The organism is Bacillus sp. 2D03, from assembly GCF_003946765.1.
GTDB classification, from domain to species: domain Bacteria; phylum Bacillota; class Bacilli; order Bacillales; family Bacillaceae_G; genus Bacillus_A; species Bacillus_A cereus.
The window spans coordinates 24,922-46,939 of the sequence record NZ_RPSJ01000006.1 but is presented as its reverse complement, the minus strand read 5'-3'; the positions used below and the strand labels follow the sequence as shown (position 1 = coordinate 46,939).

Sequence of the window (22,018 nt, the reverse complement as noted above, 5' to 3'; positions counted from 1 at the left end):
CCCCCTATATAAAACTACGCTCTTGTAAGTACTTCACGATTTGTTCTGCACATTCTTCAATAGAATATTTGTGCGTTTCTACAATTAATTCCGCTTGCTCTGGCTCTTCATAAGGCGAATCAATACCTGTGAAATCCTTAATGTCACCTTTTCTTGCCTTTTTATAAAGCCCTTTCGGATCACGTTTCTCACACTCTTCAATCGGACACTTCACAAAAATTTCAATAAATTCATCTGCCGCTAATAAATCTCTTACTTGTTTACGGTCTACTCGAAATGGTGAAATAAATGCTGTAAGGACAACTGTTCCTTGATCTACAAATAACTTTGCCACTTCGCCAATACGTCTTATATTTTCCATGCGATCACTTTCAGAAAATCCTAAGTCTTTATTTAAACCGTGACGAATGTTATCCCCATCCAGCACATAATTTCCAATATTCTTTTCAAACAGTTTACGAGCGACCGCATTCGCTACTGTAGATTTACCCGAAGCTGATAAACCAGTAAACCAAATTACAAAACTGTGATGTCCATTCTTCGCTCTTCTCTCATCTTTTGAAACCGACGCTGTATGCCAAGTAATATTCGTATCCATCTCGTTCTCTCCCTATTCTGTTACTACTGCTTTTTTCAATCCTTTAATTAGTACTTCCACTACTTCTTTACGACTAAATGTACTCGGCGGAATCTCACCGTTTCTTAATAATTCTCTTACTTTTGTACCCGATAAAATAACATGATCTTCTTTTCCGTGCGGACATGTTTTCGTTGAAGCCATCGCTTCACATTTCGTGCAGTAAAAACTATGTTCAAAGAATAGTGGTGTAATTCCTAACTCTTCTATCGTAAAATTCGTGAAAATTTCTTGCGCTTCATAAGTACCGTAATAATCTCCTACCCCTGCATGATCGCGCCCTACTATAAAGTGGGTACATCCAAAATTCTTTCTTACTAACGCATGAAATATCGCTTCCCTTGGTCCTGCGTAACGCATGGCAGCAGGAAATACACTTAAAAAGACACGCTTTTTCGGATAATAGTTTTGAAGGAGTACTTCATAGCTTTCCATTCTTACATCAGCAGGAATATCATCCGATTTCGTTTCTCCAACGAGCGGATTTAAAAAGAGACCATCTACAATTTCAAGAGCAGACTTTTGGATATACTCATGGGCACGATGTACCGGGTTTCTCGTTTGAAACCCGACCACTGTTTTCCACCCACGTTTTTTAAATTCTTCCCTCGTTTCAATTGGGTCTAAATGATAAGAAGGAAATTGATTATTTTCAAAGCGTTTTGTTAGAATAATAGTTCCTCCAACGTAAACGTTTGGTCGTTCATATAATTTTTCCACTCCTGGATGAGCCCCATCCGTTGTTTTATATACAAGTAACGCTTCTTTTTCTTTATCTGGTACAAAAATATCTTCTATTTGAATGACACCATATATATTTCCATTGTTGACAAGCTTTACTTCCTCTCCAACTTTCAGGCTTTCTGCGACTTTTTCTGTTACAGGTAATGTAATTGGTATACTCCACACACTACCATTTGCTAAACGAAGCGTTTCTACGACTGAATCATAATCTTCCTTCCCTAAAAAACCAGTAAGGGGGCTATATCCACCTGTCGCCAATAGTTCTAAATCACTTAACGCAATATTGTCTAACTTAATTTCTTTTTCAATTTGTGATACGTCATATGCCTCATCTATACGGTTTACTAATTCGTTTACTATGCTCATTTTTCTATATCCTCTCTTAGCTTTATTTCAAGATTCATCTTATTGATAATGAAGACCACATTCAGTTTTCACTTTTCCAGCCCATCTACCATCTCTTGAATCGCCACCATCCCCAACAGGTAACGTACATTTCTCACACCCAATACTTGGATAACCAATATCATGCAACGGGTTATACGGCAAGCTATGTTTGTATACATATCGCCAAACTTCTTTCCACGTCCAATGAATGAGTGGACAAACTTTAATAGATTGAAAACGATGATCTTGATTTATAAACTTTGTATGCTTACGTGTTTCTGATTGTTCCCTTCTTAAGCCTGATATCCATGCTTTTTCCACTACTAATGATTTTTCTAAAGGTAAAATTTTTCTAATCTTACAACAAAGATTCGGATTGCTCTCCCACAGTTTTTCACCATGCAACTTCGCCTGTTCATCAAGTGTAAGTTCTGGCTGTTTTTCTATAATATTCAATGAAGGAAATCTTTCCCGCACTTTCCGAATTAATTCATACGTTTCTTGAAAATGAACATTTGTATCCAAAAATACGACTTTAGCATATGGATTTACTTGGTTTATAAGGTGCAGCAATACCATACCTTCCACCCCAAAGCTACATGCGTAGACAATTTCATCTTTATACTCTCCATAAGCCCACTTTAATACTGATAGTGCGCCTTTTGTTTCGTCTTCTTCCGAAAATGAAACAACATTTTCTTCCCACGTTTCATACGTCAACATGTTTTTTCCCCCTGTAAAAGCAAAAAGACGGTTTTAACCTAATGAAAATAGGTTAAAACCGCCTCTAGTTTTTCTAGTCAGCGCTTTTCACTTTAAACGTACTTTTTCACTTTTCTCTAACTGAATTACTTTTCCATCTTGCACAACAATTGTAATTGAACCATATTTCATATCAGCAAGCATCGCTTCAATCTTCTCGGATACTTCATCAAAATGTTCCCGTACACTCACGCAAACAGCCCCCCTTTTTATTCATAAAAAAAATCTTTCCCATTTCGAAAAGACTGTTCGGTAATATATTTTACCTTATCTTTCAAAATGGATCCCATTTTGCTGGATTTAGCACCTTGCTTTCTATAAGCAGGTTGCCGAGCTTCTTCGGGCCAGTTCCCTCCGCTTCTCTTGATAAGCTTTGTATTTGTATTTTATCACAATTCTGATTTTTTTCAATCCTAGTTTTCCGATATATTTTAATTATTTTATTTTATAAAAAAGGAATTGCCCATACGAACAACTCCTTTTCCTATTTAGACAAGCTCTTTAATACGTATGCGATCGTTCCCAATAATATTTTCATATGTTTCACGTTCCACAACTACTTGCGATGTTCCGCCTTTTGCAAAGACAACGGCTGGTCTTCGAATCCGATTGTAATTATTCGCCATCGAGTACCCGTATGCTCCTGTACAGGAAACTGCTAGTAAATCAGAAGCAGCGACTTTCGGTAAATGAATATCCCAAATCAACATGTCTCCACTCTCACAGCATTTCCCGGCAATCGAAACGAGTTCCTCATTCTCATCATTCCCTCGATTCGCTAACATCGCTTCATAACGCGCGCTATATAAAGCTGGTCTTAAATTATCTGTCATTCCACCATCGACTGATACATATTTCCGAATACCAGGAATATCTTTCACAGATCCAACTGTATAAAGTGTTGTCCCAGCATCACCTACAATGCTACGGCCTGGTTCAACCCATATTTCTGGCAATGGATATTCACATACAGTAAATTGTTCTCTCACTGCACTTGTTACAGCTCGCACATATGTCTCAAGAGTTAATGGTGTATCTGACTCTGTGTAACGTATTCCAAATCCTCCGCCTACATTTAACACTTTTACTACATAGTTTGTTTGCTCTCTCACTTCTTCTAAAAATTGGCGAAGAACTTCAATCGCTCGAACAAAACCAGCTGTTTCAAATATTTGTGATCCAATATGTGAATGGATCCCTAGCACATTATAATTGGATTTTTGTACAGCAAATCTAATTGCCTGCATCGCTTGACCGTTTGAAACGCCAAATCCAAATTTCGAATCATCTTGACCTGTTGTAATATATTCATGTGTGTGCGCCTCTACTCCAGGCGTTACACGAATTAATATGTTCACAAATTTCCCATGTTGCATCGCTAAATCGTGTAAAACTTCTAATTCAAAGAAGTTATCTACGACAAAACAACCGATATTCGCCTGAAGAGCCATCACTATTTCTTCTTCTGTTTTATTATTTCCATGAAAATGAATACGTGATGCCGGAAATCCTGCTTGGAGCGCAGTATATAATTCTCCCCCAGAAACAACGTCTAATGACATACTCTCTTCACGAGCTACTCGGCACATCTCCATGCACAAGAACGCCTTGCTTGCATATGCTACTTGATAAGAGAAACCACTTTCTTTAAAAGCACGATGAAATGCTCGGCATTTTCCTCGGATAGACTCTTCATCGTATACATAAAGTGGTGTTCCGTATTGCTTTGCTAGCTGCGTCGTATCGCACCCTCCAATTTCTAAGTGTCCTTGCCCATTAATTCGGCTTGTGCCGTGTAAATACATTTAAATTCCTCCCTTATTTCCTCTAAAACTCATAACCCCAATCTTCTATTCATTGCAGCACGCTTTTAGATAGACAAAAAACGCGCGGAACAATGTTCACACGCGTTTCTTATTAGGAAAAATATATATTGAAAAAATAAACGAGTTGTTATCTCCTCAAAATAAGAAACCGCATCAACATCTCCAAATAGCTCTCCATAAAATAAATATTATGACAGTACTACATTTATTCAATGCAGTCCCAATATATGAATAAGATGGTTATTCTTATATTTCGGCAATAGTCCCTTTCAACCTATGATCACAGATTCCATTAAATCTCCCATAGCTTACTCTTTCCTATCGCGGCCTCTACCTTTGAGAGTAGATGAGGTAAGTCTATTTAATTTTCAAACATCTAATTGTTGCTATTAACAATACCAAAGGACCATTTTATTTGTCAAACAATTTTTTATATTGTTTTTTTGCAGTTTAATTTCGTATCGTCTGGTAAGCGCTTTACTAATACCTTTGTTACTTCCCATTCGCCTTCTTCGTTATTAAATGTAATCGTTACCTTCTCAAATGGTGGAGCAATTTTCCCAGCAACACGTTCATACTTTGTCACTTCAATACTTGCTTGAAATAAATATGTACCGCTATACACTTTTTTTAAACTAATAATTTTAGGACATTGATAAGGTTTCAAACTTCCATATTGTTTTTCAATTGCTTTATTTATTTTTGGAAATAAAACAGAATAAAGTGCATCTTCCATAAGAGGTGCATCATATTGGGCTACCGACACACTCGGTGAAGTAAAAAATATAACACTACTGCATGCTATAAAACATAATAATTTTCGCATTATAACCTCCGTATTATCACGCGATTCTTTCTGCGTACGATAATTATCATACATAGAAATTCTGTTTTATTGTCTCCCACCACTCTTTTTCTACTCGATTATTATAAAAAAGCCCACAACCTTCTTTTATTTTCGTATAATGATACTCATAGTATAATAATCATAATAACAAAGGACTGTTCGTATATATAAAATGAGTCGTTAAGCAAACTGACTCTCAAGAACTGTCATGCTTTTTAGGAGAGGAGTATATTATGCTACAACATCTGTTTCCAAAACTGCGATTTGCACTCGTTGCAGTCGTTTTACTATGGATTAAAACATATATTGTGTACAAGCTAGCATTTGATATTAAAATTGATAATTTCTTTGAAGAATTCATGCTTTTTATCAATCCACTAGCTGCGTTACTTTTATTTTTCGGCTTAGCTTTACTTGCATCTAAGCACCGAAACCGAATTATAATTGGAATCAGTTTTATACTGTCATTTATTTTATTTGGAAACGCAATGTTTTATGGGTTCTATAACGATTTCGTTACTTTCCCGGTTTTATTCCAAACAAACAATATGGCTGATTTAGGGACAAGTATAAAAGAACTCTTTACGTACAAAACATTACTTTTATTTGCAGATGCAATTATTTTAATGTTTATTTCGCGTAAATTCCCATCATTTGGGGACAAAACACCACTTTCCCGCTCAGAGAAGCGAACTTTCTTTAGCGGTGTAACAGCTTTATTAGCACTACAAATTGTTGTATCAGTTATTTATAAACCACAAATGTTCTCACGCTCATTTGACCGTCAAACTGTCGTGAAGAATTTAGGTTTATACACATATCATCTATTTGATATTACGCTTCAATCCAAGTCCTCAGCTGAGCGTGTATTTGCAAGTGGGGATGGGTTTTCTGAAATTAAAAACTATACAGACTCAAAAGACAAACAAGTTGATAAAAACTTATTTGGAGCTGCAAAAGGTAAAAATGTAATTTTAATTTCAATGGAATCTACACAAAGCTTTGTTATTAATAAAAAAATAAATGGAAAAGAAATTACACCATTTTTAAATGAATTTATTAAGGATAGTTTCTATTTCGATAACTTCTATCATCAAACTGGACAAGGTAAAACTTCTGATGCTGAATTTATCGTTGAAAACTCACTTTATCCGCTAGATCGTGGTTCTGTATTCTTTACTCATGCAACAAATGAATACACAGCGACACCAGAACAATTAAAGAAATACGGATATTCTTCTGCCGTCTTCCATTCAAATGATAAAACGTTTTGGAATCGGGATGTAATGTATCCTGCGCTTGGATATGATCGTTACTTTAATTTAAATGATTACGCAGGAACGGAGCAAATGTCTGTCGGTTGGGGATTAAAAGATAAAGAGTTCTTTGAACAATCTATTCCAAAGTTAAAATCTTTACCGCAACCGTTCTATACAAAATTTATTACATTAACAAATCATTTTCCATTTCTTCTAAATCCGGAAGATCAATATGTTGATGAATTCAACTCGGAAAGTGGTGTTGTAAACCGCTACTTCCCAACTGTTCGTTACACAGATGAAGCTCTTAAATTATTTATTAAACAATTAAAAGAAGAAGGATTGTATGATAATTCCGTTATTGTCATCTATGGTGATCATTACGGTATTTCCGAAAACCATAACGCAGCTATGGCACAGTTCCTAGGAAAAGATACTATTACACCATTCGATTCTATGCAATTACAACGAGTCCCTCTTATTATTCATGTGCCTGGCCAAGAAGGAAAAGTTGTTTCTAAAGTATCCGGTCAAATTGATATTAAGCCAACGCTCCTTCATTTACTTGGTATTAAAACAAATAAATCCGTTGAATTTGGAACTGACTTATTTATTAAAGAGAAAGACCCGCTTATGGTAATGCGTGATGGTAGCTTTGTTTCTGAAGAGTATGTTTATACAAAAAATATGTGCTACAAAAGAAGTACGGGTGAAGAAGCTGACATGACGCTATGTCAGCCGTATATTGAAAAAGCAAAAACAGAATTAAAACTCTCCGATAAATTAATTTATGGAGATTTATTACGCTTCGATCCTAATAATCGATATAAAACTGGAACGATGACAACGAAATTTGAATAGTAAAGGAAGCAACTTTATACAAGTTGCTTCCTCTTTTTATTTTCACTTAATTTTCAAACCATCCTTCTATGAAATCTTTCACAAATTGGTAATTTCTTTCGTATGAGGAATAAATTTATGGTATGATAAAATAAGTAAACTTTCATACACTAATTAAGAATTTATTACAGAAAGCAAGGGATCAGATTTTGTATAGAGCAGCTATTCCAAACTTATTTACGCTCGGAAATTTATATAGCGGATTTTTATCAATCGGCTATGCATCTTTAGGATATTATAAATCAGCTGCTATTTTAGTACTTATCGGGATGATGTTAGATAGTCTTGATGGTCGTGTTGCTCGTTTATTACGTGTTGATTCACAAATGGGAAAAGAGCTCGACTCGCTTGCAGATGTCGTAACATTTGGTGCAGCACCAGCTGTTTTAATGTATTACACATCTTTCTCAAACTACGGAATCATCGGATTATACATAGCGGGATTATTCCCTCTTTTCGGAGCATATCGTTTAGCACGATTTAATGTAACACCATCTTCTACTTCAATGAAATATTTCACTGGAGTACCGATTACAGCAGCGGGAGGGCTTGTTGCTTTCTTAACGTTATTTTCACATACCATTCCAAAAATCGTTCTTATTACCGTATTTGTAACGTTCGCATTTTTAATGGTGAGCCGCATTCGTATCCCAAGTTTAAAAGATGTACCAATTCCACGATATAGCATCATTATTACACTATTTTTAGTTGGAATCATTATTACAATGTATCAAACAGGATTTGGAAATTTTTCTGTTTTCTTATTCATTGCCATTCCACTATATATTTTGTACATGTTATCTCAATTCATTAGACAAAGACCGTCTAAAAAAACAAATAAAGAAAAATAAGAAAACCTTCCGAGTCCGGAAGGTTTCTTTTTATTTTGTGACTAATACCTTTTCATTTACAGGTGTTACTGGCTCTTCGCCGTTTAATACAGCTAAAATATTTCTAACAGCCATTTCAGCCATCGCATCACGAGTTTCAAATGTTGCATTCCCTACGTGTGGAGCAAGTACTACATTCTTTAATTCTTTTAACTCTTCTGTAATTTTCGGTTCAAATTCAAACACGTCAAGAGCTGCTCCTTCAATTTCATTCGTTTTTAATGCATGAGCAAGTGCTGCTTCATTCATAATTGGTCCACGTGAAGCATTTACAATATACGCTGTTTTCTTCATCATTTTAAACTGCTCTTCATCAATCATATGATGTAATTTTGGATTATAAGCACAGTTAATTGTAATAAAGTCTGCTGTTTGTAATAATTCTTCCAACGTCACATACGTTGCTCCCAGTTCACTTTCAGCTTCAAGCTTACGATTTGGCCCTGTATATAAAACATCCATTCCAAATGCTTTCGCACGTTTTGCAACAGCCTTCCCGATTTCTCCAAGACCTATAACTCCGATTGTCTTACCATGGACTTCTCGTCCCAAGAAAAATAACGGTGCCCATCCGTTAAATCCGGTCGTACGACATAACGTATCCCCTTCAGGAATTCTACGCGCCGCTGCTAAAAGAAGTGCAAATGTTAATTCTGCAGTCGCTTCCGTTGATACTTTCGGTGTATTCGTAACTGCAATTCCTTTTTCGCCCGCATACGTGTAATCAATATTGTCGTAACCAGCACCATAGTTTGCAACAATCTTTAAATGAGGCGCTGCATCAATAACTTCTTTTGGCACCTTTGTCGAAAGTAAACTTAACAATGCATCTTTATCTTTTACACGCTCTGTTAATTCATCTATAGAAATTAACTCCTCTTTATCGTACATTTCTACATCATGATCTTTTAATAGTTCTAATCCAATTTCCGGAATTTTTCCCGCTACTAATATTTTTGCCACTACTAACACCTCTTCTATAGAAAATAAGATATCTCTTATATTTCATTGTAAGAAATCCACATATAAAAACCAAGGAATTTGATTATAGTTTTAAAAATCGACACTTTTCCATGAAAAAAGAGGAGATGCAACTCTCCCCTTTTCTTACGCTTTTTCCTGCGATTCTTTTCCAAGCTTCACATCAATCGTTCCTTCTGCAACCGTATCGCTAATTTGCTCCTCAATAACCGATTGAGATACAGCATTCGTTTCAGAAGTATAAGCTTGTTGCTGTGCACCTTGTACATTTTGTTTATTTTGTTGTTTCGCCATTTCTTACCCTCCTTTTCATTCTTTCTTATTTTGAACAAAAAGGACGGTTTTCATCAAAAAATTGCGTTTCATTTTGAATTTGTTACTTCTTCTTCAAGCGACCTCATTACTCTTGCTCGCTTCGTAAATGTTGCAACCTGAGTAACACCGTGAGCTCGTAATGTTTGTACATTTTCTTGTACATAATTCCCTAAATCATTTGGATAATGGGCATCCGAAGAAATCGTAATTGGAACACCATACTTAGCTAATACTTGTAAATATAGTGGACTTGGGCACATTTCACGAACAGGATAACGATAGTATAATCCTGCATTTATTTCTGTTGCCGTATTCGTTTCTACTAACGCACAGGCAATTTCCTCATAATAAGAAAGCTGTTCATTCTCATCCAATCGATAATTAAATACCTTTATATTATCAAGATGAGCGATAATATCAAATAACTCGGTACGAATCGCACTCTCAACTGTTTTAAAAAACATATCATATAATGCGCGTAGGTCATGCTTCTCAAAATATTCTTTCGTATCTGGATTATCAAATCCCCAGCCATTTAGAAAATGAACAGAACCAATTATATAATCAAAGTCTCCTAGCGCTAATAATTCTTTTAACTCTCCTTCACAACCAATAAAATAATCCGCTTCAATTCCAAGTTTAAGCGTGACACCTCTTTTACTCCATCGTTCTTTCGCCTCTTCAATAACCTTTGTAAAATCATACAGTGAAACTACCCTTACTTGATCTAACCATTCCTTCTGTATACGACCGAGCTTAGAATCACTAATATCTACATATTTTTCATAATATCCTTTCGCTTCATGAAAACGATATAGATGATCAACAATTCCCACTTCTTTTATACCTTTTCGCACAGCTTCTTCTAAATAGAGGTCCATCCATTCTGTTGTAAATGGCCCTTCCTTCACACGCTTTTGCAAACGCTCTTGTGTTTTCATAAGCCAATCAATAGAATGCCTTTCTTGAAGCGGTTCATAACGTTCCAGCGCTTCATTTATTTTAGAAAGCCATCCTATTGAATACGGTCCTTCTTCTAAGTGAAGATGATAATCTACTTTCATATACATTCCCCCTTATAATGTATCTATTTCCCTTCTATCCCCAACTTTCGAAAGCTTTCCATTTCGTTCTTTCACCTCTCGCATGACATCTTCCAATGTAATATTTTTTTCAGCTAATAAAACGAAACAGTGATAAAATACATCAACCATTTCTTTCACTACTTCTTCTTTATCATTATTTTTACATGCGATAATTACTTCAGCACACTCTTCACCAATTTTCTTTAAAATTTTATCTTCTCCTTTTGAAAATAAATAATTTGTATACGATTCAGGAAGTGGGCTTTCCTTTCGTTCTTCAATTGTTTTATACAGCAACTTAAAGGCATTTTCCATATGTATCCCCCTATATAATTTGATAGTGAAAACATGTCTTCTCTCCCGTATGACAAGCAGGTCCTACTTGTTTCACATTCATAACAATTGAATCTTGATCACAATCTAAATATAAAGATTGCACATATTGAACATTCCCTGATGTTTCCCCCTTATTCCATAACGACTGCCTCGAACGAGAATAAAACCATGTTCTTTTCGTCTCTAACGTTTTTTCATATGCTTCTTCATTCATATAAGCTAGCATTAAAACTTCTTTCGTACCTTCTTCGATGACAATTGCTGGTATTAATCCTTTTGAAAAATTAGGTTTCATAACCGCACCTCAACATTTGCATCTCTTAATTTTCGCTTTACACTCTGCACTGTCGCCTCACCATAATGAAAGATGGATGCCGCTAACGCTGCATCAACTGTTGTCTTTTGAAAAACTTCTATAATATGATCCGTATGACCACAGCCCCCTGATGCGATGACTGGAATGGAAACACTTTTTGAAATTTCTTCTGTTAAACGAAGGTCATATCCGCTTTTCGTTCCGTCTGCATCCATACTCGTTAACAAAATTTCACCTGCCCCAAGTTTAACAACACGCTTCGCCCATTCTATAGCATCCATTCCTGTGTCAACTCTTCCGCCGTTGACATATACGTTCCATTTACCTTCTGCTACTTTTCTAGCATCAATTGCCACGACAATACATTGTGATCCAAAGTGTTCTGCCCCTTCTTCTATTAACTTCGGGTTTCGCACTGCCGCTGAGTTTATTGAAACTTTGTCTGCTCCAGCTCTTAGTAAATTGTACATATCTTTCACACTTGAAATCCCCCCGCCAACCGTAAGAGGAATAAATACTTTAGCTGCTGTTTTTTCTACAACATCTATAATCGTTTTTCTTCCTTCATGAGTCGCTGTAATATCTAAAAATACGATTTCATCTGCCCCTGCCTCGTTATATGCTTCAGCTATTTCAACCGGATGACCGACATCTTGTAATCCTATAAAATTTACACCCTTTACGACTCGCCCTTCTTTCACATCTAGACATGGAATGATTCGTTTCGCTAACATAACTTCGTTACCTGTAACACTTCTTCTAAATCAATCGTTTTCTCGTAAAGCGCCTTTCCAATTATGACACCATATATATTCATATCATTTAACTTTTTCACATCTTGAATAGATGCCACTCCTCCAGAGGCGATGAGACGAATGCCCACACTTTTTTGAAGTATCGCTAATTGTTCAAAATTTGGACCTGCAAGCGTCCCGTCTTTCGAAATGTCTGTAAACACAATCGTTTGAACACCTAAACTTTCCATTTGTTTCGCTAAACTAACGTAAGAAATTTCAGACAGATCAAGCCAACCTCTCGTTGCTACGAAACCATTTTTCGCATCAATTCCAACAATGATTTTCTCTTTATATAGACGAACTGCTTCCTCTAAAAATGACTTATCATAAAGAGCTGCTGTTCCTAAAATCACTTTTTCTACACCTGCTGACAATAACTTCTCCACCGTTACAAGTGAACGAATTCCTCCTCCCACTTGCACAGGAATACGTACCGCCTTGCAGATTTTTTCAATGACGGGCAAATTTAACGACTCGCCAGCAATTGCACCGTCTAAATCAACAATGTGTAGTATTTCCGCTCCAAGCTTTTCAAATATGATCGCCTGCGCTACCGGATCTTCATTCATCACCGTTTCTTTACTAAACTCTCCTTGATAAAGTCTAACGCATCGCCCTTCTTTTAAATCGATAGCTGGGAAGATTTCCATGCTTCTACCACTCCTTGAAAATTTTTTAATATTTGCATGCCTATTTCGCCACTTTTTTCTGGATGAAACTGTGCACCAAATACATTTCCTTTCGCGACAAACCCTGGTATTTGCATTCCATAATCACTTACTCCGCATACAATTTCATCTGGACAATCCGCGTAATATGAGTGAACATAATACACGAAAGAACCATCCACTAATCCATTCCAAAGCGGAAATTCTCTTTCCTTCCTTAATTCATTCCATCCCATATGAGGAATTTTATACGAAACTTTTAACTTACGAATTTCACCTGGTAGTAAACCTAATCCGCTACAATCTTTTAGTTCCTCACTTCGTTCAAATAAAAGTTGCATGCCCAAACATATACCGAGGAGTGGTTTTCCTATGTCACAAACTTCTTTTAGTACACACACTAAATCTCTTTCTTTTAATACTTCCATCGCTTTCGGAAATGCACCTACTCCCGGTAGAATCACGCCATCGCTTCTCAATATCTCTTCTTTATCACTCGTTACAATGTACTCTGCGCCAGTATATTTTAATGCTTGCTCTACACTGCGAATATTCCCCATTCCATAATCTATAATGGCAATCAATTACAACATCCCTTTCGTTGAATTTACACCAGTAATGTTGGCATTTTTTTCGACCGCTTCTCTAAGCGCTCTACCAAAAGCTTTAAATAATGCTTCAATTTTGTGATGTGTATTACTTCCGTATAGAACGCGCGCATGTAATGTAATATTGGCAGCATGTGCAACTGCTCTAAAAAATTCTTCCGTCAATTCTGTATCAAAATCCCCAAGCTTCGGATTTATTAATTCCCCTTGAAATACACAATATGAGCGTCCACTTATATCAATTGCAACAAATCCTAAAGATTCATCCATCGGTACATACGCGGAACCGTAACGATTAATTCCTTCTTTATTTTGCAATGCTTCTTTCAAGCAATTTCCGAGTACAATTCCAACATCTTCAACGGTGTGATGTGCATCGACAAATACATCACCTTCTGCCTCAACTTGCAATCCAAATCTTCCATGTCTAGCAAATAAAGTCAGCATATGATCGAAAAAACCAACCCCCGTTTGAATAGATACACTCGTACTTTCATCAAGCTGCAAACTTAATTTAATTTTTGTTTCTGTCGTCTCACGTGCTTGACTGGACTGACGCATTATTTTTCCTCCTCAAACCTTATTTGGATTGCTCTCGCATGTGCATGTAACCCTTCTTTATTTGCAAGCTCTACAATATGATGCTGTACATTTTTTAATGCTTCCTCTGTATAAGAAATAAAACTTGATTTTTTCACGAAATCATCGACTGATAACGGAGAAAAAAATCTTGCCGTTCCGCTCGTTGGTAATACATGATTCGGTCCCGCCAAATAATCCCCGAGCGCTTCAGGTGCATATGGCCCAAGGAAAATAGAGCCTGCATGTTTCACATAATCTAGAGCATTCATCGGTTCTTTTATATGTAACTCTAAATGTTCTGGAGCAATTTTATTTGATAACTTTAGTGCCTCCTCTAAAGAAGCAACGATAAAGATGGCTCCATTTCTATTTATTGATTCACGTGCAATTTCACTTCTTGGTAACGTTTCTAACTGTCTTTCTACCTCTTTTTCTACTTCTTTAGCTAGTTCCATATTCGTTGTAATACAAATCGCCGTTGCTCTCTCATCATGCTCTGCTTGCGATAATAAATCCGCTGCGATATATTTTGCATTACCTGTTTCATCCGCGACAACTACAATTTCTGATGGACCAGCAATCATATCGATATTTACTATTCCGTATACTTCTCGTTTCGCTAGAGCGACGTACAAATTTCCCGGTCCAACTATTTTATCCACTTTCGGAATCGATTCCGTCCCGTATGCTAACGCAGCAATTGCTTGTGCTCCACCTATCGTATAAATTTCATCTACTCCCGCAAGATCTGCAGCAGCTAATATATGCGGATCAATTCCTCCTTTCCTCGGCGGTGTTACCATTACAATCTTTTTCACACCTGCGAGTTTCGCCGGCAATACATTCATTAATACTGAAGAAGGATATGAGGCTGTCCCACCCGGTACATATACACCTACATTTTCTAACGACCGAATGAGTTGCCCTCTAATTATCCCTTTACTTTCACAATCGAATATTGAGTGCTTCTTTTGCTTTTCGTGATACGAAACAATGTTTTTCTTCGCCTCTTTTAAAGCTTCTAAAAATGAATTCTCTACAAACATACTCGCTTGCTGTATTTCTTCTTCACTTACACGAAAATCTTTCATCTCTACACCATCAAACTTTTTTGTATAGAAAGATAAAGCCTCATCTTTTCCTTCCCTTACATTTCTAATGATTTCTCTTACACTTCTTTGAACAGTTTCTTCTATTATATTAGCGTTTTCTCTTAGCACTTTTATTTTAGATAATGCCTCCTTAAAATCTTCATAAATGATTTCCACTTTAAATCCTCCTATTTCCCTGATAAGATTTCTTGCTCCATCATATTTACAATACTGAATATTTCGTCTTTTTTAGTTTTTAAAGCTGCCTTATTCACAATCATCCGAGCCGATATAGAGTGCATTTCCTCAAATACAATGAGTCCATTCTCTTGTAATGTTTTTCCTGTTTCAACAATATCTACAATTGCATCCGCCAATCCAAGAAGAGGAGCGATTTCTACAGAACCTTCTATTTTAATAATTTCTACATCCTCTCCCTTATCATGAAAATAAGTAGAAGTAATATGCGGGTATTTCGTAGCAATTCTTTTCTTCCGGTAACTCTTCGGATTATACGTAGGAATAGATGCCACACAAAACTTACAAATCCCCACTCCTAAATCCAGCATTTCATAAATATCTTTCTCGTTTTCCATTAAAATATCTTTTCCAACAATGCCAATATCAGCTACCCCATGTTCTACATAAGTAGCAACATCAACCGCTTTTACTAAAATAAATGAAATATTTGTATTTTTACTTTGAAATACAAGCTTCCGACCTTTATTTTTGAGCTCGGAACAATCAATTCCAATCTGCTCAAAAAGTGGAATGACATGTTTTTCTAATCTTCCTTTCGTTAACGCAATTTGAATGTTACGCATGAAGCCTCTCCTTCTTTCTGGACTACCCATTTCTCATTCCATACATATTCCACTAAGTATTCATTCTTTGCCTCAACGACCGTTCCTATTTTATTTTTTCTTGCGAATTGAAAGGTATCGCTTAAATTAGAGAATAGAGATAACCAAGCATTTTTTCCATCCTTTCGAAGTAAATTTCGTAGCCTTTCTGCTTCCGCTATTGTATTTAACTCATAATGAATCACAATATCAATTTGATTTCGTTCATATGGTTCTTGCTGCTCTTGCAGCGCCTTCACAATTTGATTTACTTGTACCGCGAGTCCAACAGCTGGCAGCATTTCTCCAAAATTGCCAATTAGCTCATCGTATCTTCCGCCACTAACGATTTCTTCTCCAATTTCATATATATATCCTTTGAAAATAACACCCGTATAGTAATCTAAGTGTTGAATCATGCCCAAATCAATTGATATGTAAGAACCATATCCTAACGTTTCAATTGTTTCATACATTTCTTTTATTCTTGCAATTGCCATTTTCATTTCATTACTTGAAGCAAGCTTTTCTGCCTCCTCAATAACTTCTAAATTTCCAAATAGCCTTGGCAATTTCTCAAGTAACCTTACTGTCTCATCGCATCGATCTAATTTCTTTTCTCCGATAAAATTTGAGAGGGCAGCATAATTTTTACTTTCTATATATGTTCTAAGTACCCTTTCTTCTTCATCATGGATGGAGAGTTTTTTTACAATACATTTATATAACTGTACTTGCCCAATCTCAATTGTAAAAGATTGCACCTTCAACTTTTGAAGTGCTTGAATGACACTTATTACACATTCAATTTCAGCTCTTACATTATCAATCCCGATAACTTCAATACCACTTTGTACGATTTCATTATATTTTCCAGAATGGGATTCATTCGCTCGAAATACATTCCCGCTATACGTCACTTTAAGTGGCGTATCCCGTCTCTGTGTTCCAATAACTCTCGCTAAAGGAATTGTCATATCTGGACGTAAAACGATAATCCTTCCCTTTTCATCAAAAAATTTATACATCTTCTCTTCATCTATCGGTCTATTTTGAAATGCAAAAACATCATAAAATTCAATTGTAGGTGTTCTTATTTCCTCATAACCTCTCTCTAAAAAAGTAAGTCTTAGTTTTTGTTCTACTTCTTCAATTAACGTACATTCTTCGAATAAATAATCTCTCGTTCCATTCGGGTTTGCTCGTTTCCATTTTGTCATCTAAATTTTCACACCTTTCCCCTTCTAATGTATGCCTATTTCATTCCCCTAAGCCGAAAATAAAAAGAGCCTTGTAGACAAAATACCTACAAGGCTCTTCAGTAGAGTGTAGGTACAACGGGAATAACCCTTGTACCTACACGTTTTCACGCTAGGTTCAAGGGTTTCATGTATGATGATGTAGTTGTGTAAGCATTGTAATAGATTGCACGATATTCATAATACTTACTCCCTTTCTCCTCTGATTTTCACATAGTATATAACAGTTAATTTTGAATGTAAATACATTTTTAATATTCCGTCATTTTTTTAATGTAAAGCCACTTTTCTTTCATACTCTTTTATTTCTTGTTCATATTGCATTGTAATACTAATTTCATCTAAACCATTTAATAACTTCTCTTTCCACATTTTCTCGATTGTAAAATGGAATCTATGCGTATTCGTTGTCATTATTTCATTTTCTAAATCAACTGTAATTTGTTCCCCCGCATCTGTTTTAGCAAGTTGTTCACGCATATCTTTATCCATTACAATCGGTAACATGCCATTTTTCATACAATTCATATAAAAGATATCGGCAAATCCTCCAGCGATAATAACGCGGAAACCATAATCAGCAAGTGCCCATGGAGCATGTTCTCTAGATGAGCCACATCCAAAATTATCACCTGTAATTAATATGCTGGCTCCTTTTCTTTCTTGTGCATTAAGCGGGAAATTAGGGTTTTCTTGGCGATTATTATCATATCGCCATTCATCAAATAAAAACTTCCCAAACCCAGTTCTTTCAATTCTCTTTAAATATTGCTTCGGAATAATTTGATCTGTATCAATGTTATCATTCATCAGTACTGCGGCCGTACCTTTATGAATACGAAATGGCTCCATCATAACTCTCCTTTCTAATATCAACAAAATGACCATATAACGCAGCCGCTGCCGCCATTGCCGGGCTAACTAAATGCGTTCGTGCTCCCTTTCCTTGTCTTCCTTCAAAATTGCGATTTGACGTAGAGGCACAATGTTCCCCTTCAGGCACTTGATCTGGATTCATACCTAGACACATTGAGCATCCGGGCTCTCTCCATTCAAATCCAGCTTCTTCAAATATGCGATGTAACCCTTTATGCATCGCTGCTTCTCTTACCCTTTGAGATCCAGGTACAACAAGTGCTCGCACACCTTCTTTTACTTTTTTACCTTTCACGACAGATGCAGCAATTTCTAAGTCAGAAAGCCTGGAATTTGTACAAGATCCAATGAAAACATGTTGAACTGGAATGTCATACGTACTTTGTCCGGGACTCAATCCCATATAAGAAAACGCTCTTTCGTCATTTGCATCATGCTTTTCTGGCAATTTCTCATCAATCCGAACGCCCATACTAGGATTTGTTCCCCACGTAACGTACGGCGCTAAATCCGTAACATCTACTAGAATATGTAAATCATAAACTGCATCTAAATCTGTATAAAGTTCTGACCATTTTTTCTTAATAGATTCATAGTCTTTCGGTGCATATTTACGCCCTTTTACGTAAGTAACCGTTTTTTCATCTGGTGCAATAATGCCAGCCTTTGCTCCCCCTTCAATTGCCATATTGCAAAGCGTCATCCTCTCTTCCATATCCATAGCATGAATGGCCTCTCCGTAAAATTCCATTACGTAACCTGTTCCAACTGCTACTCCGTACTTTGAAAGAAGGTGTAAAATAATATCTTTCGCATAAACACCTTGCGGTAACTTTCCTTTTAACTCAATGCCCATCGCTTTCGGCTTTCGTTGCCATAACGTTTGCGTTGCCAATACATGTTCCACTTCACTCGTACCAATACCAAACGCTAGTGCGCCAAAAGCACCGTGTGTTGCTGTATGACTATCACCACAAACAATCGTTTTTCCTGGCTGCGTAAGCCCAAGTTCTGGTCCTATTACATGAACGATCCCTTGCTCTTCATCTCCGATATCCGCTAATGGCACCTGAAATTGTTTACAGTTTTCCCGAAGTGTATCTAGTTGCTGCTTCGCAATGCGGTCGGTAATATTCCAAACATCTTTCGTTGGAATATTATGATCCATCGTTGCAAATGTTAAATCTGGTCTGCGGACTGTTCGATTTGTAAGCCGCAAGCCTTCAAAGGCTTGCGGTGACGTTACTTCATGAACAAGATGTAGATCGATATATAATAAATCCAATCCATTTTCATTAGTCGCAACTACATGTCTTTCCCAAAGCTTATCTAGTAACCTTTTCCCCATTATCTTCCTCTCCCTACTAACGCTTGCTCTTCCATTTCTTGAATAACTGCCTTTGTAAATGAAGTTGTCGTTTCAGTCCCCCCGATATCTGCTGTACATTTTCCTGATTTAAGGACTGCAGAAACTGCTTCTTCAATTGCATATCCTTCTCTCGTTAATCCGAACGATTGCCCAAGCATCATTGCAACAGAACGCATCATCGCAATTGGATTCGCCTTATTTTTCCCCGCAATATCCGGTGCTGATCCGTGAATAGGCTCGTATAATGAAGGTCCCTTTTCAGCGTGACTTGCTGATGGAAGCATTCCTAATGATCCAGCTAATACTGAAGCCTCATCACTTAAAATATCACCAAATAAATTTTCCGTTACAATAACGTCAAATCTTCCTGGATTCCGAATTAATTCCATAGCTGCTGCATCTACTAAAATGTGTTCTACTTCCACATTTGGGTAGCGAATTGCTACTTCTTCTGTCACAGTTCTCCATAATTTACTAGACTCTAAAACATTCGCTTTATCAATAGATGTTACTTTTTTCTTCCGCTTATTCGCTAATTGAAAAGCATACGAAACGATACGTTCAATTTCATGGCGATGATACGTAAGTGTATCTGTCGCCACTTCTTCCGTTCGCTCTTTCGGATAAGAAAAATAAATTCCGCCTGTTAATTCACGAACGACAACGAAATCAATTTCATCAGCGTTTTTTAATGGTGATAAATGTGCAGTTGCACTTTCTACCGTTACAGGGCGAACATTCGCAAATACACCGAGTCCTTTTCTTAATGCTAATAATCCTTTCTCAGGCCTTTCTTTCGCACTATCCCACCTTGGTCCACCTACTGCTCCAAGTAAAACCGCATCACTCGCTAAACAGGCGGCAAGTGTTCGCTGTGGTAATGGTTGCCCAGTTAAATCGATAGCAACACCACCAAAGTACTCATCTTGCAAATGAAAATGATGTCCATATAGCCTTTCTACCATATGCAATACTTCCTTCGCACTTTCCATTACTTCTGGACCAACACCATCACCAGCTAAACAAACGATACGTTTTTCCATTTTTAACACTCCTTTTAACCGAATTTTCAGAACTTTAATTTGATAGGTGAGGAAAGCTTCTCTCACCTATCAAATATTTATTTCACAAGCGCTATAAGAGATTTTAATTTCCCTGCTGCATGGACATATGCTCTTGCCGACGCTTCCAATACATCTTGCGCAACACCAAAACCTGATACTTGATGCGTTCCTTCTTTTAATTCAACATGAACATGAGCCAGTGCGTCTTGACCTTGTGTAATAGATTGTATGCGATAATCCACCAATTCACATTCTAATCCTAAAATTCTTTGGATTGCATTATAGATCGCCTCAATACTACCAGAACCAGTGGCTGCATCTTCGTATGCATTTCCTTCTTCGTCTTTTAGTACAACTGTCGCGCATTGTGTACTATTTGATACGAAATGAACTTGTAGTTGCGTAATGTTATATTGCTGAGCTGCAAATGCTGCTTCACCAAGCATAAGCGCACGTAAATCTTCCTCAGTAATTTCCTTCTTACGATCAGCTAATTTTTTGAACGCTTCAAACACCGCATCTCGTTCTTCCTTTGTAAATTCATAGCCAAGCTCTTTCATTTTTTCTGTAAACGCGTGACGTCCAGAATGTTTTCCAAGTACGAATAGATTTTGAGATTCGCCTATTAGCGCTGGTTCAATAATTTCATATGTTGTCACTTCTTTTAAAACACCATCTTGATGAATTCCGGATTCATGAGCAAAAGCATTCGCTCCAACGATCGCTTTATTTTTCGGTACAACCATACCTGTTAATCTGCTTACTAATGTACTCGTCGTTTTAATTTCTTTTAGCATCATAGAAGACTCCGCCTTATAGAAATCTTTTCTAATATGAAGAGCAACTGCGACCTCTTCTAGCGCCGCATTACCTGCTCTTTCTCCAATTCCATTAATTGTTCCTTCTACTTGCAACGCTCCGCCTTCAACCGCAGCTAATGAATTTGCTACTGCCATCCCAAGATCATCATGACAATGACAAGAGAAAATTGCTTTTTCATATGAAGGAACGGATTCTTGTAAGTATTTAAAAAGAGAATAATACTCTTCCGGATTCGTATATCCAACTGTATCCGGAATATTAATTACATTCGCTCCTGCTCGAATCGCAATTTCTACTGCTTCAGCTAAAAATGCTCTCGATGTTCTTGTCGCATCTTCTGCAGAAAATTGTACTGTCGGAAATAATGATTTTCCAAGCGTAACCGAGCGATGAATACTATTTAACACATCTTCTTTTGACATACAAAGTTTATATTTCATATGAATATCACTCGTAGCTAGAAATACGTGTAGACGAGGGGATACAGCACCTTTCACAGCTTCATATGCTCTTCGAATGTCACTTTCTTTCGCTCTAGCTAAACTCATAACCGTAGCATTTTGAATTGTATTCGCAATACGTTTTACCGATTGGAAGTCGCCTTCGGAAGCTGCCGCGAATCCAGCTTCCATTACATGAATACCAAGCCTCTCTAATTGCCTAGCAATTTGTAATTTCTCTTGTTCATTTAAATTTACTCCTGGTGATTGTTCGCCATCACGAAGCGTTGTATCCATGAACAAAACCTGCTTCAT

General features: G+C 36.8%; 24 protein-coding genes and 2 riboswitches. Of the genes, 2 read left to right on the top strand and 22 right to left on the bottom strand.

The features are described from left to right. Positions 1-4 precede the first annotated feature (4 nt). The 6 genes from cysC to EBQ15_RS14910 all read right to left on the bottom strand — a co-directional run bounded on the left by cysC (position 5) and on the right by EBQ15_RS14910 (position 5,182). Positions 5-598, bottom strand: coding sequence for an adenylyl-sulfate kinase (cysC, locus tag EBQ15_RS14935; protein WP_000380494.1), 594 nt, complete (start codon positions 596-598; stop codon positions 5-7). A 12-nt stretch (positions 599-610) separates the two neighbouring features. Beyond that, positions 611-1,747 carry a sulfate adenylyltransferase gene (gene sat / locus EBQ15_RS14930; protein ID WP_000029483.1) on the bottom strand — a complete coding sequence of 379 codons (1,137 nt, stop codon included), beginning with the start codon at positions 1,745-1,747 and terminating at the stop codon, positions 611-613. Positions 1,748-1,786: 39 nt separating this feature from the next. Further along, entirely contained in the window at positions 1,787-2,491 is a 705-nt protein-coding gene (locus tag EBQ15_RS14925) for a phosphoadenylyl-sulfate reductase (RefSeq protein WP_000959010.1), read from the bottom strand. An 87-nt stretch (positions 2,492-2,578) separates the two neighbouring features. Further along, complete coding sequence (locus tag EBQ15_RS14920; RefSeq protein WP_000116158.1) at positions 2,579-2,722, bottom strand: YezD family protein; 144 nt, start codon at positions 2,720-2,722, stop codon at positions 2,579-2,581. 72 nt (positions 2,723-2,794) lie between these two features. Continuing rightward, positions 2,795-2,903, bottom strand: a riboswitch (SAM riboswitch). Positions 2,904-3,018: 115 nt separating this feature from the next. After that, positions 3,019-4,335, bottom strand: a complete 1,317-nt coding sequence (gene lysA / locus EBQ15_RS14915; protein ID WP_000280678.1) for a diaminopimelate decarboxylase — start codon at positions 4,333-4,335, stop codon at positions 3,019-3,021. Positions 4,336-4,515: 180 nt separating this feature from the next. After that, positions 4,516-4,697, bottom strand: a riboswitch (Lysine riboswitch). Positions 4,698-4,786: 89 nt separating this feature from the next. Beyond that, positions 4,787-5,182 carry a DUF3888 domain-containing protein gene (locus tag EBQ15_RS14910; protein WP_001228751.1) on the bottom strand — a complete coding sequence of 132 codons (396 nt, stop codon included), beginning with the start codon at positions 5,180-5,182 and terminating at the stop codon, positions 4,787-4,789. A 254-nt stretch (positions 5,183-5,436) separates the two neighbouring features. Here EBQ15_RS14910 and EBQ15_RS14905 point away from each other — a divergent pair, with 254 nt between their 5' ends. Next, a complete protein-coding gene (locus tag EBQ15_RS14905) occupies positions 5,437-7,323 on the top strand; it encodes an LTA synthase family protein (RefSeq protein WP_000939082.1) in 1,887 nt (628 codons plus the stop codon). A 188-nt stretch (positions 7,324-7,511) separates the two neighbouring features. Beyond that, complete coding sequence (gene pssA / locus EBQ15_RS14900; RefSeq protein ID WP_000285418.1) at positions 7,512-8,213, top strand: CDP-diacylglycerol--serine O-phosphatidyltransferase; 702 nt, start codon at positions 7,512-7,514, stop codon at positions 8,211-8,213. Positions 8,214-8,243: 30 nt separating this feature from the next. Here pssA and EBQ15_RS14895 read toward each other — a convergent pair whose 3' ends face one another. The 16 genes from EBQ15_RS14895 to leuA all read right to left on the bottom strand — a co-directional run bounded on the left by EBQ15_RS14895 (position 8,244) and on the right by leuA (position 22,018). Beyond that, positions 8,244-9,215, bottom strand: coding sequence for a 2-hydroxyacid dehydrogenase family protein (locus tag EBQ15_RS14895; protein WP_001062840.1), 972 nt, complete (start codon positions 9,213-9,215; stop codon positions 8,244-8,246). 144 nt (positions 9,216-9,359) lie between these two features. Continuing rightward, a complete protein-coding gene (locus EBQ15_RS14890; protein ID WP_001118882.1) occupies positions 9,360-9,527 on the bottom strand; it encodes a YozQ family protein in 168 nt (55 codons plus the stop codon). A gap of 68 nt (positions 9,528-9,595) precedes the next feature. Continuing rightward, on the bottom strand, positions 9,596-10,612 hold the full coding sequence (locus EBQ15_RS14885; RefSeq protein ID WP_000861856.1) for a histidinol phosphate phosphatase domain-containing protein: 1,017 nt from the start codon (positions 10,610-10,612) through the stop codon (positions 9,596-9,598). Between the two features lie 12 nt (positions 10,613-10,624). After that, complete coding sequence (hisE, locus tag EBQ15_RS14880; RefSeq protein ID WP_000426356.1) at positions 10,625-10,948, bottom strand: phosphoribosyl-ATP diphosphatase; 324 nt, start codon at positions 10,946-10,948, stop codon at positions 10,625-10,627. Positions 10,949-10,958: 10 nt separating this feature from the next. Further along, positions 10,959-11,264, bottom strand: coding sequence for a phosphoribosyl-AMP cyclohydrolase (hisI, locus tag EBQ15_RS14875; protein WP_000803963.1), 306 nt, complete (start codon positions 11,262-11,264; stop codon positions 10,959-10,961). Then, positions 11,261-12,019, bottom strand: a complete 759-nt coding sequence (hisF, locus tag EBQ15_RS14870; RefSeq protein ID WP_000880115.1) for an imidazoleglycerol phosphate synthase cyclase subunit — start codon at positions 12,017-12,019, stop codon at positions 11,261-11,263. Before hisF ends, hisI begins: the two co-directional genes overlap by 4 nt. Beyond that, positions 12,013-12,732: a 1-(5-phosphoribosyl)-5-[(5-phosphoribosylamino)methylideneamino]imidazole-4-carboxamide isomerase gene (gene hisA / locus EBQ15_RS14865; RefSeq protein ID WP_000402298.1), complete on the bottom strand. Its 720-nt coding sequence runs from the start codon at positions 12,730-12,732 to the stop codon at positions 12,013-12,015. Before hisA ends, hisF begins: the two co-directional genes overlap by 7 nt. Next, a complete protein-coding gene (hisH, locus tag EBQ15_RS14860) occupies positions 12,705-13,334 on the bottom strand; it encodes an imidazole glycerol phosphate synthase subunit HisH (protein WP_000560362.1) in 630 nt (209 codons plus the stop codon). Before hisH ends, hisA begins: the two co-directional genes overlap by 28 nt. Then, positions 13,335-13,919 (bottom strand): imidazoleglycerol-phosphate dehydratase HisB, encoded by a 585-nt coding sequence (hisB, locus tag EBQ15_RS14855; protein ID WP_001249950.1) that lies wholly within the window; start codon positions 13,917-13,919, stop codon positions 13,335-13,337. After that, positions 13,919-15,208 carry a histidinol dehydrogenase gene (gene hisD, locus EBQ15_RS14850; RefSeq protein ID WP_000402917.1) on the bottom strand — a complete coding sequence of 430 codons (1,290 nt, stop codon included), beginning with the start codon at positions 15,206-15,208 and terminating at the stop codon, positions 13,919-13,921. The genes hisB and hisD overlap by 1 nt, the downstream gene beginning before the upstream one ends. A gap of 11 nt (positions 15,209-15,219) precedes the next feature. After that, complete coding sequence (gene hisG / locus EBQ15_RS14845; protein WP_001244486.1) at positions 15,220-15,855, bottom strand: ATP phosphoribosyltransferase; 636 nt, start codon at positions 15,853-15,855, stop codon at positions 15,220-15,222. Further along, positions 15,831-17,093 (bottom strand): ATP phosphoribosyltransferase regulatory subunit, encoded by a 1,263-nt coding sequence (locus tag EBQ15_RS14840; protein WP_000170290.1) that lies wholly within the window; start codon positions 17,091-17,093, stop codon positions 15,831-15,833. Before EBQ15_RS14840 ends, hisG begins: the two co-directional genes overlap by 25 nt. A 309-nt stretch (positions 17,094-17,402) precedes the next feature. Beyond that, positions 17,403-17,984, bottom strand: coding sequence for a 3-isopropylmalate dehydratase small subunit (gene leuD / locus EBQ15_RS14835; RefSeq protein ID WP_000433183.1), 582 nt, complete (start codon positions 17,982-17,984; stop codon positions 17,403-17,405). Further along, the gene (leuC, locus tag EBQ15_RS14830; protein WP_000518104.1) at positions 17,962-19,356 is read right to left on the bottom strand and encodes a 3-isopropylmalate dehydratase large subunit; all 1,395 of its coding nucleotides are present in this window, start codon (positions 19,354-19,356) and stop codon (positions 17,962-17,964) included. Before leuC ends, leuD begins: the two co-directional genes overlap by 23 nt. Next, complete coding sequence (leuB, locus tag EBQ15_RS14825; protein WP_000415380.1) at positions 19,356-20,420, bottom strand: 3-isopropylmalate dehydrogenase; 1,065 nt, start codon at positions 20,418-20,420, stop codon at positions 19,356-19,358. The genes leuC and leuB overlap by 1 nt, the downstream gene beginning before the upstream one ends. A gap of 77 nt (positions 20,421-20,497) precedes the next feature. Then, positions 20,498-22,018 carry a 2-isopropylmalate synthase gene (gene leuA, locus EBQ15_RS14820; RefSeq protein WP_000815754.1) on the bottom strand — a complete coding sequence of 507 codons (1,521 nt, stop codon included), beginning with the start codon at positions 22,016-22,018 and terminating at the stop codon, positions 20,498-20,500.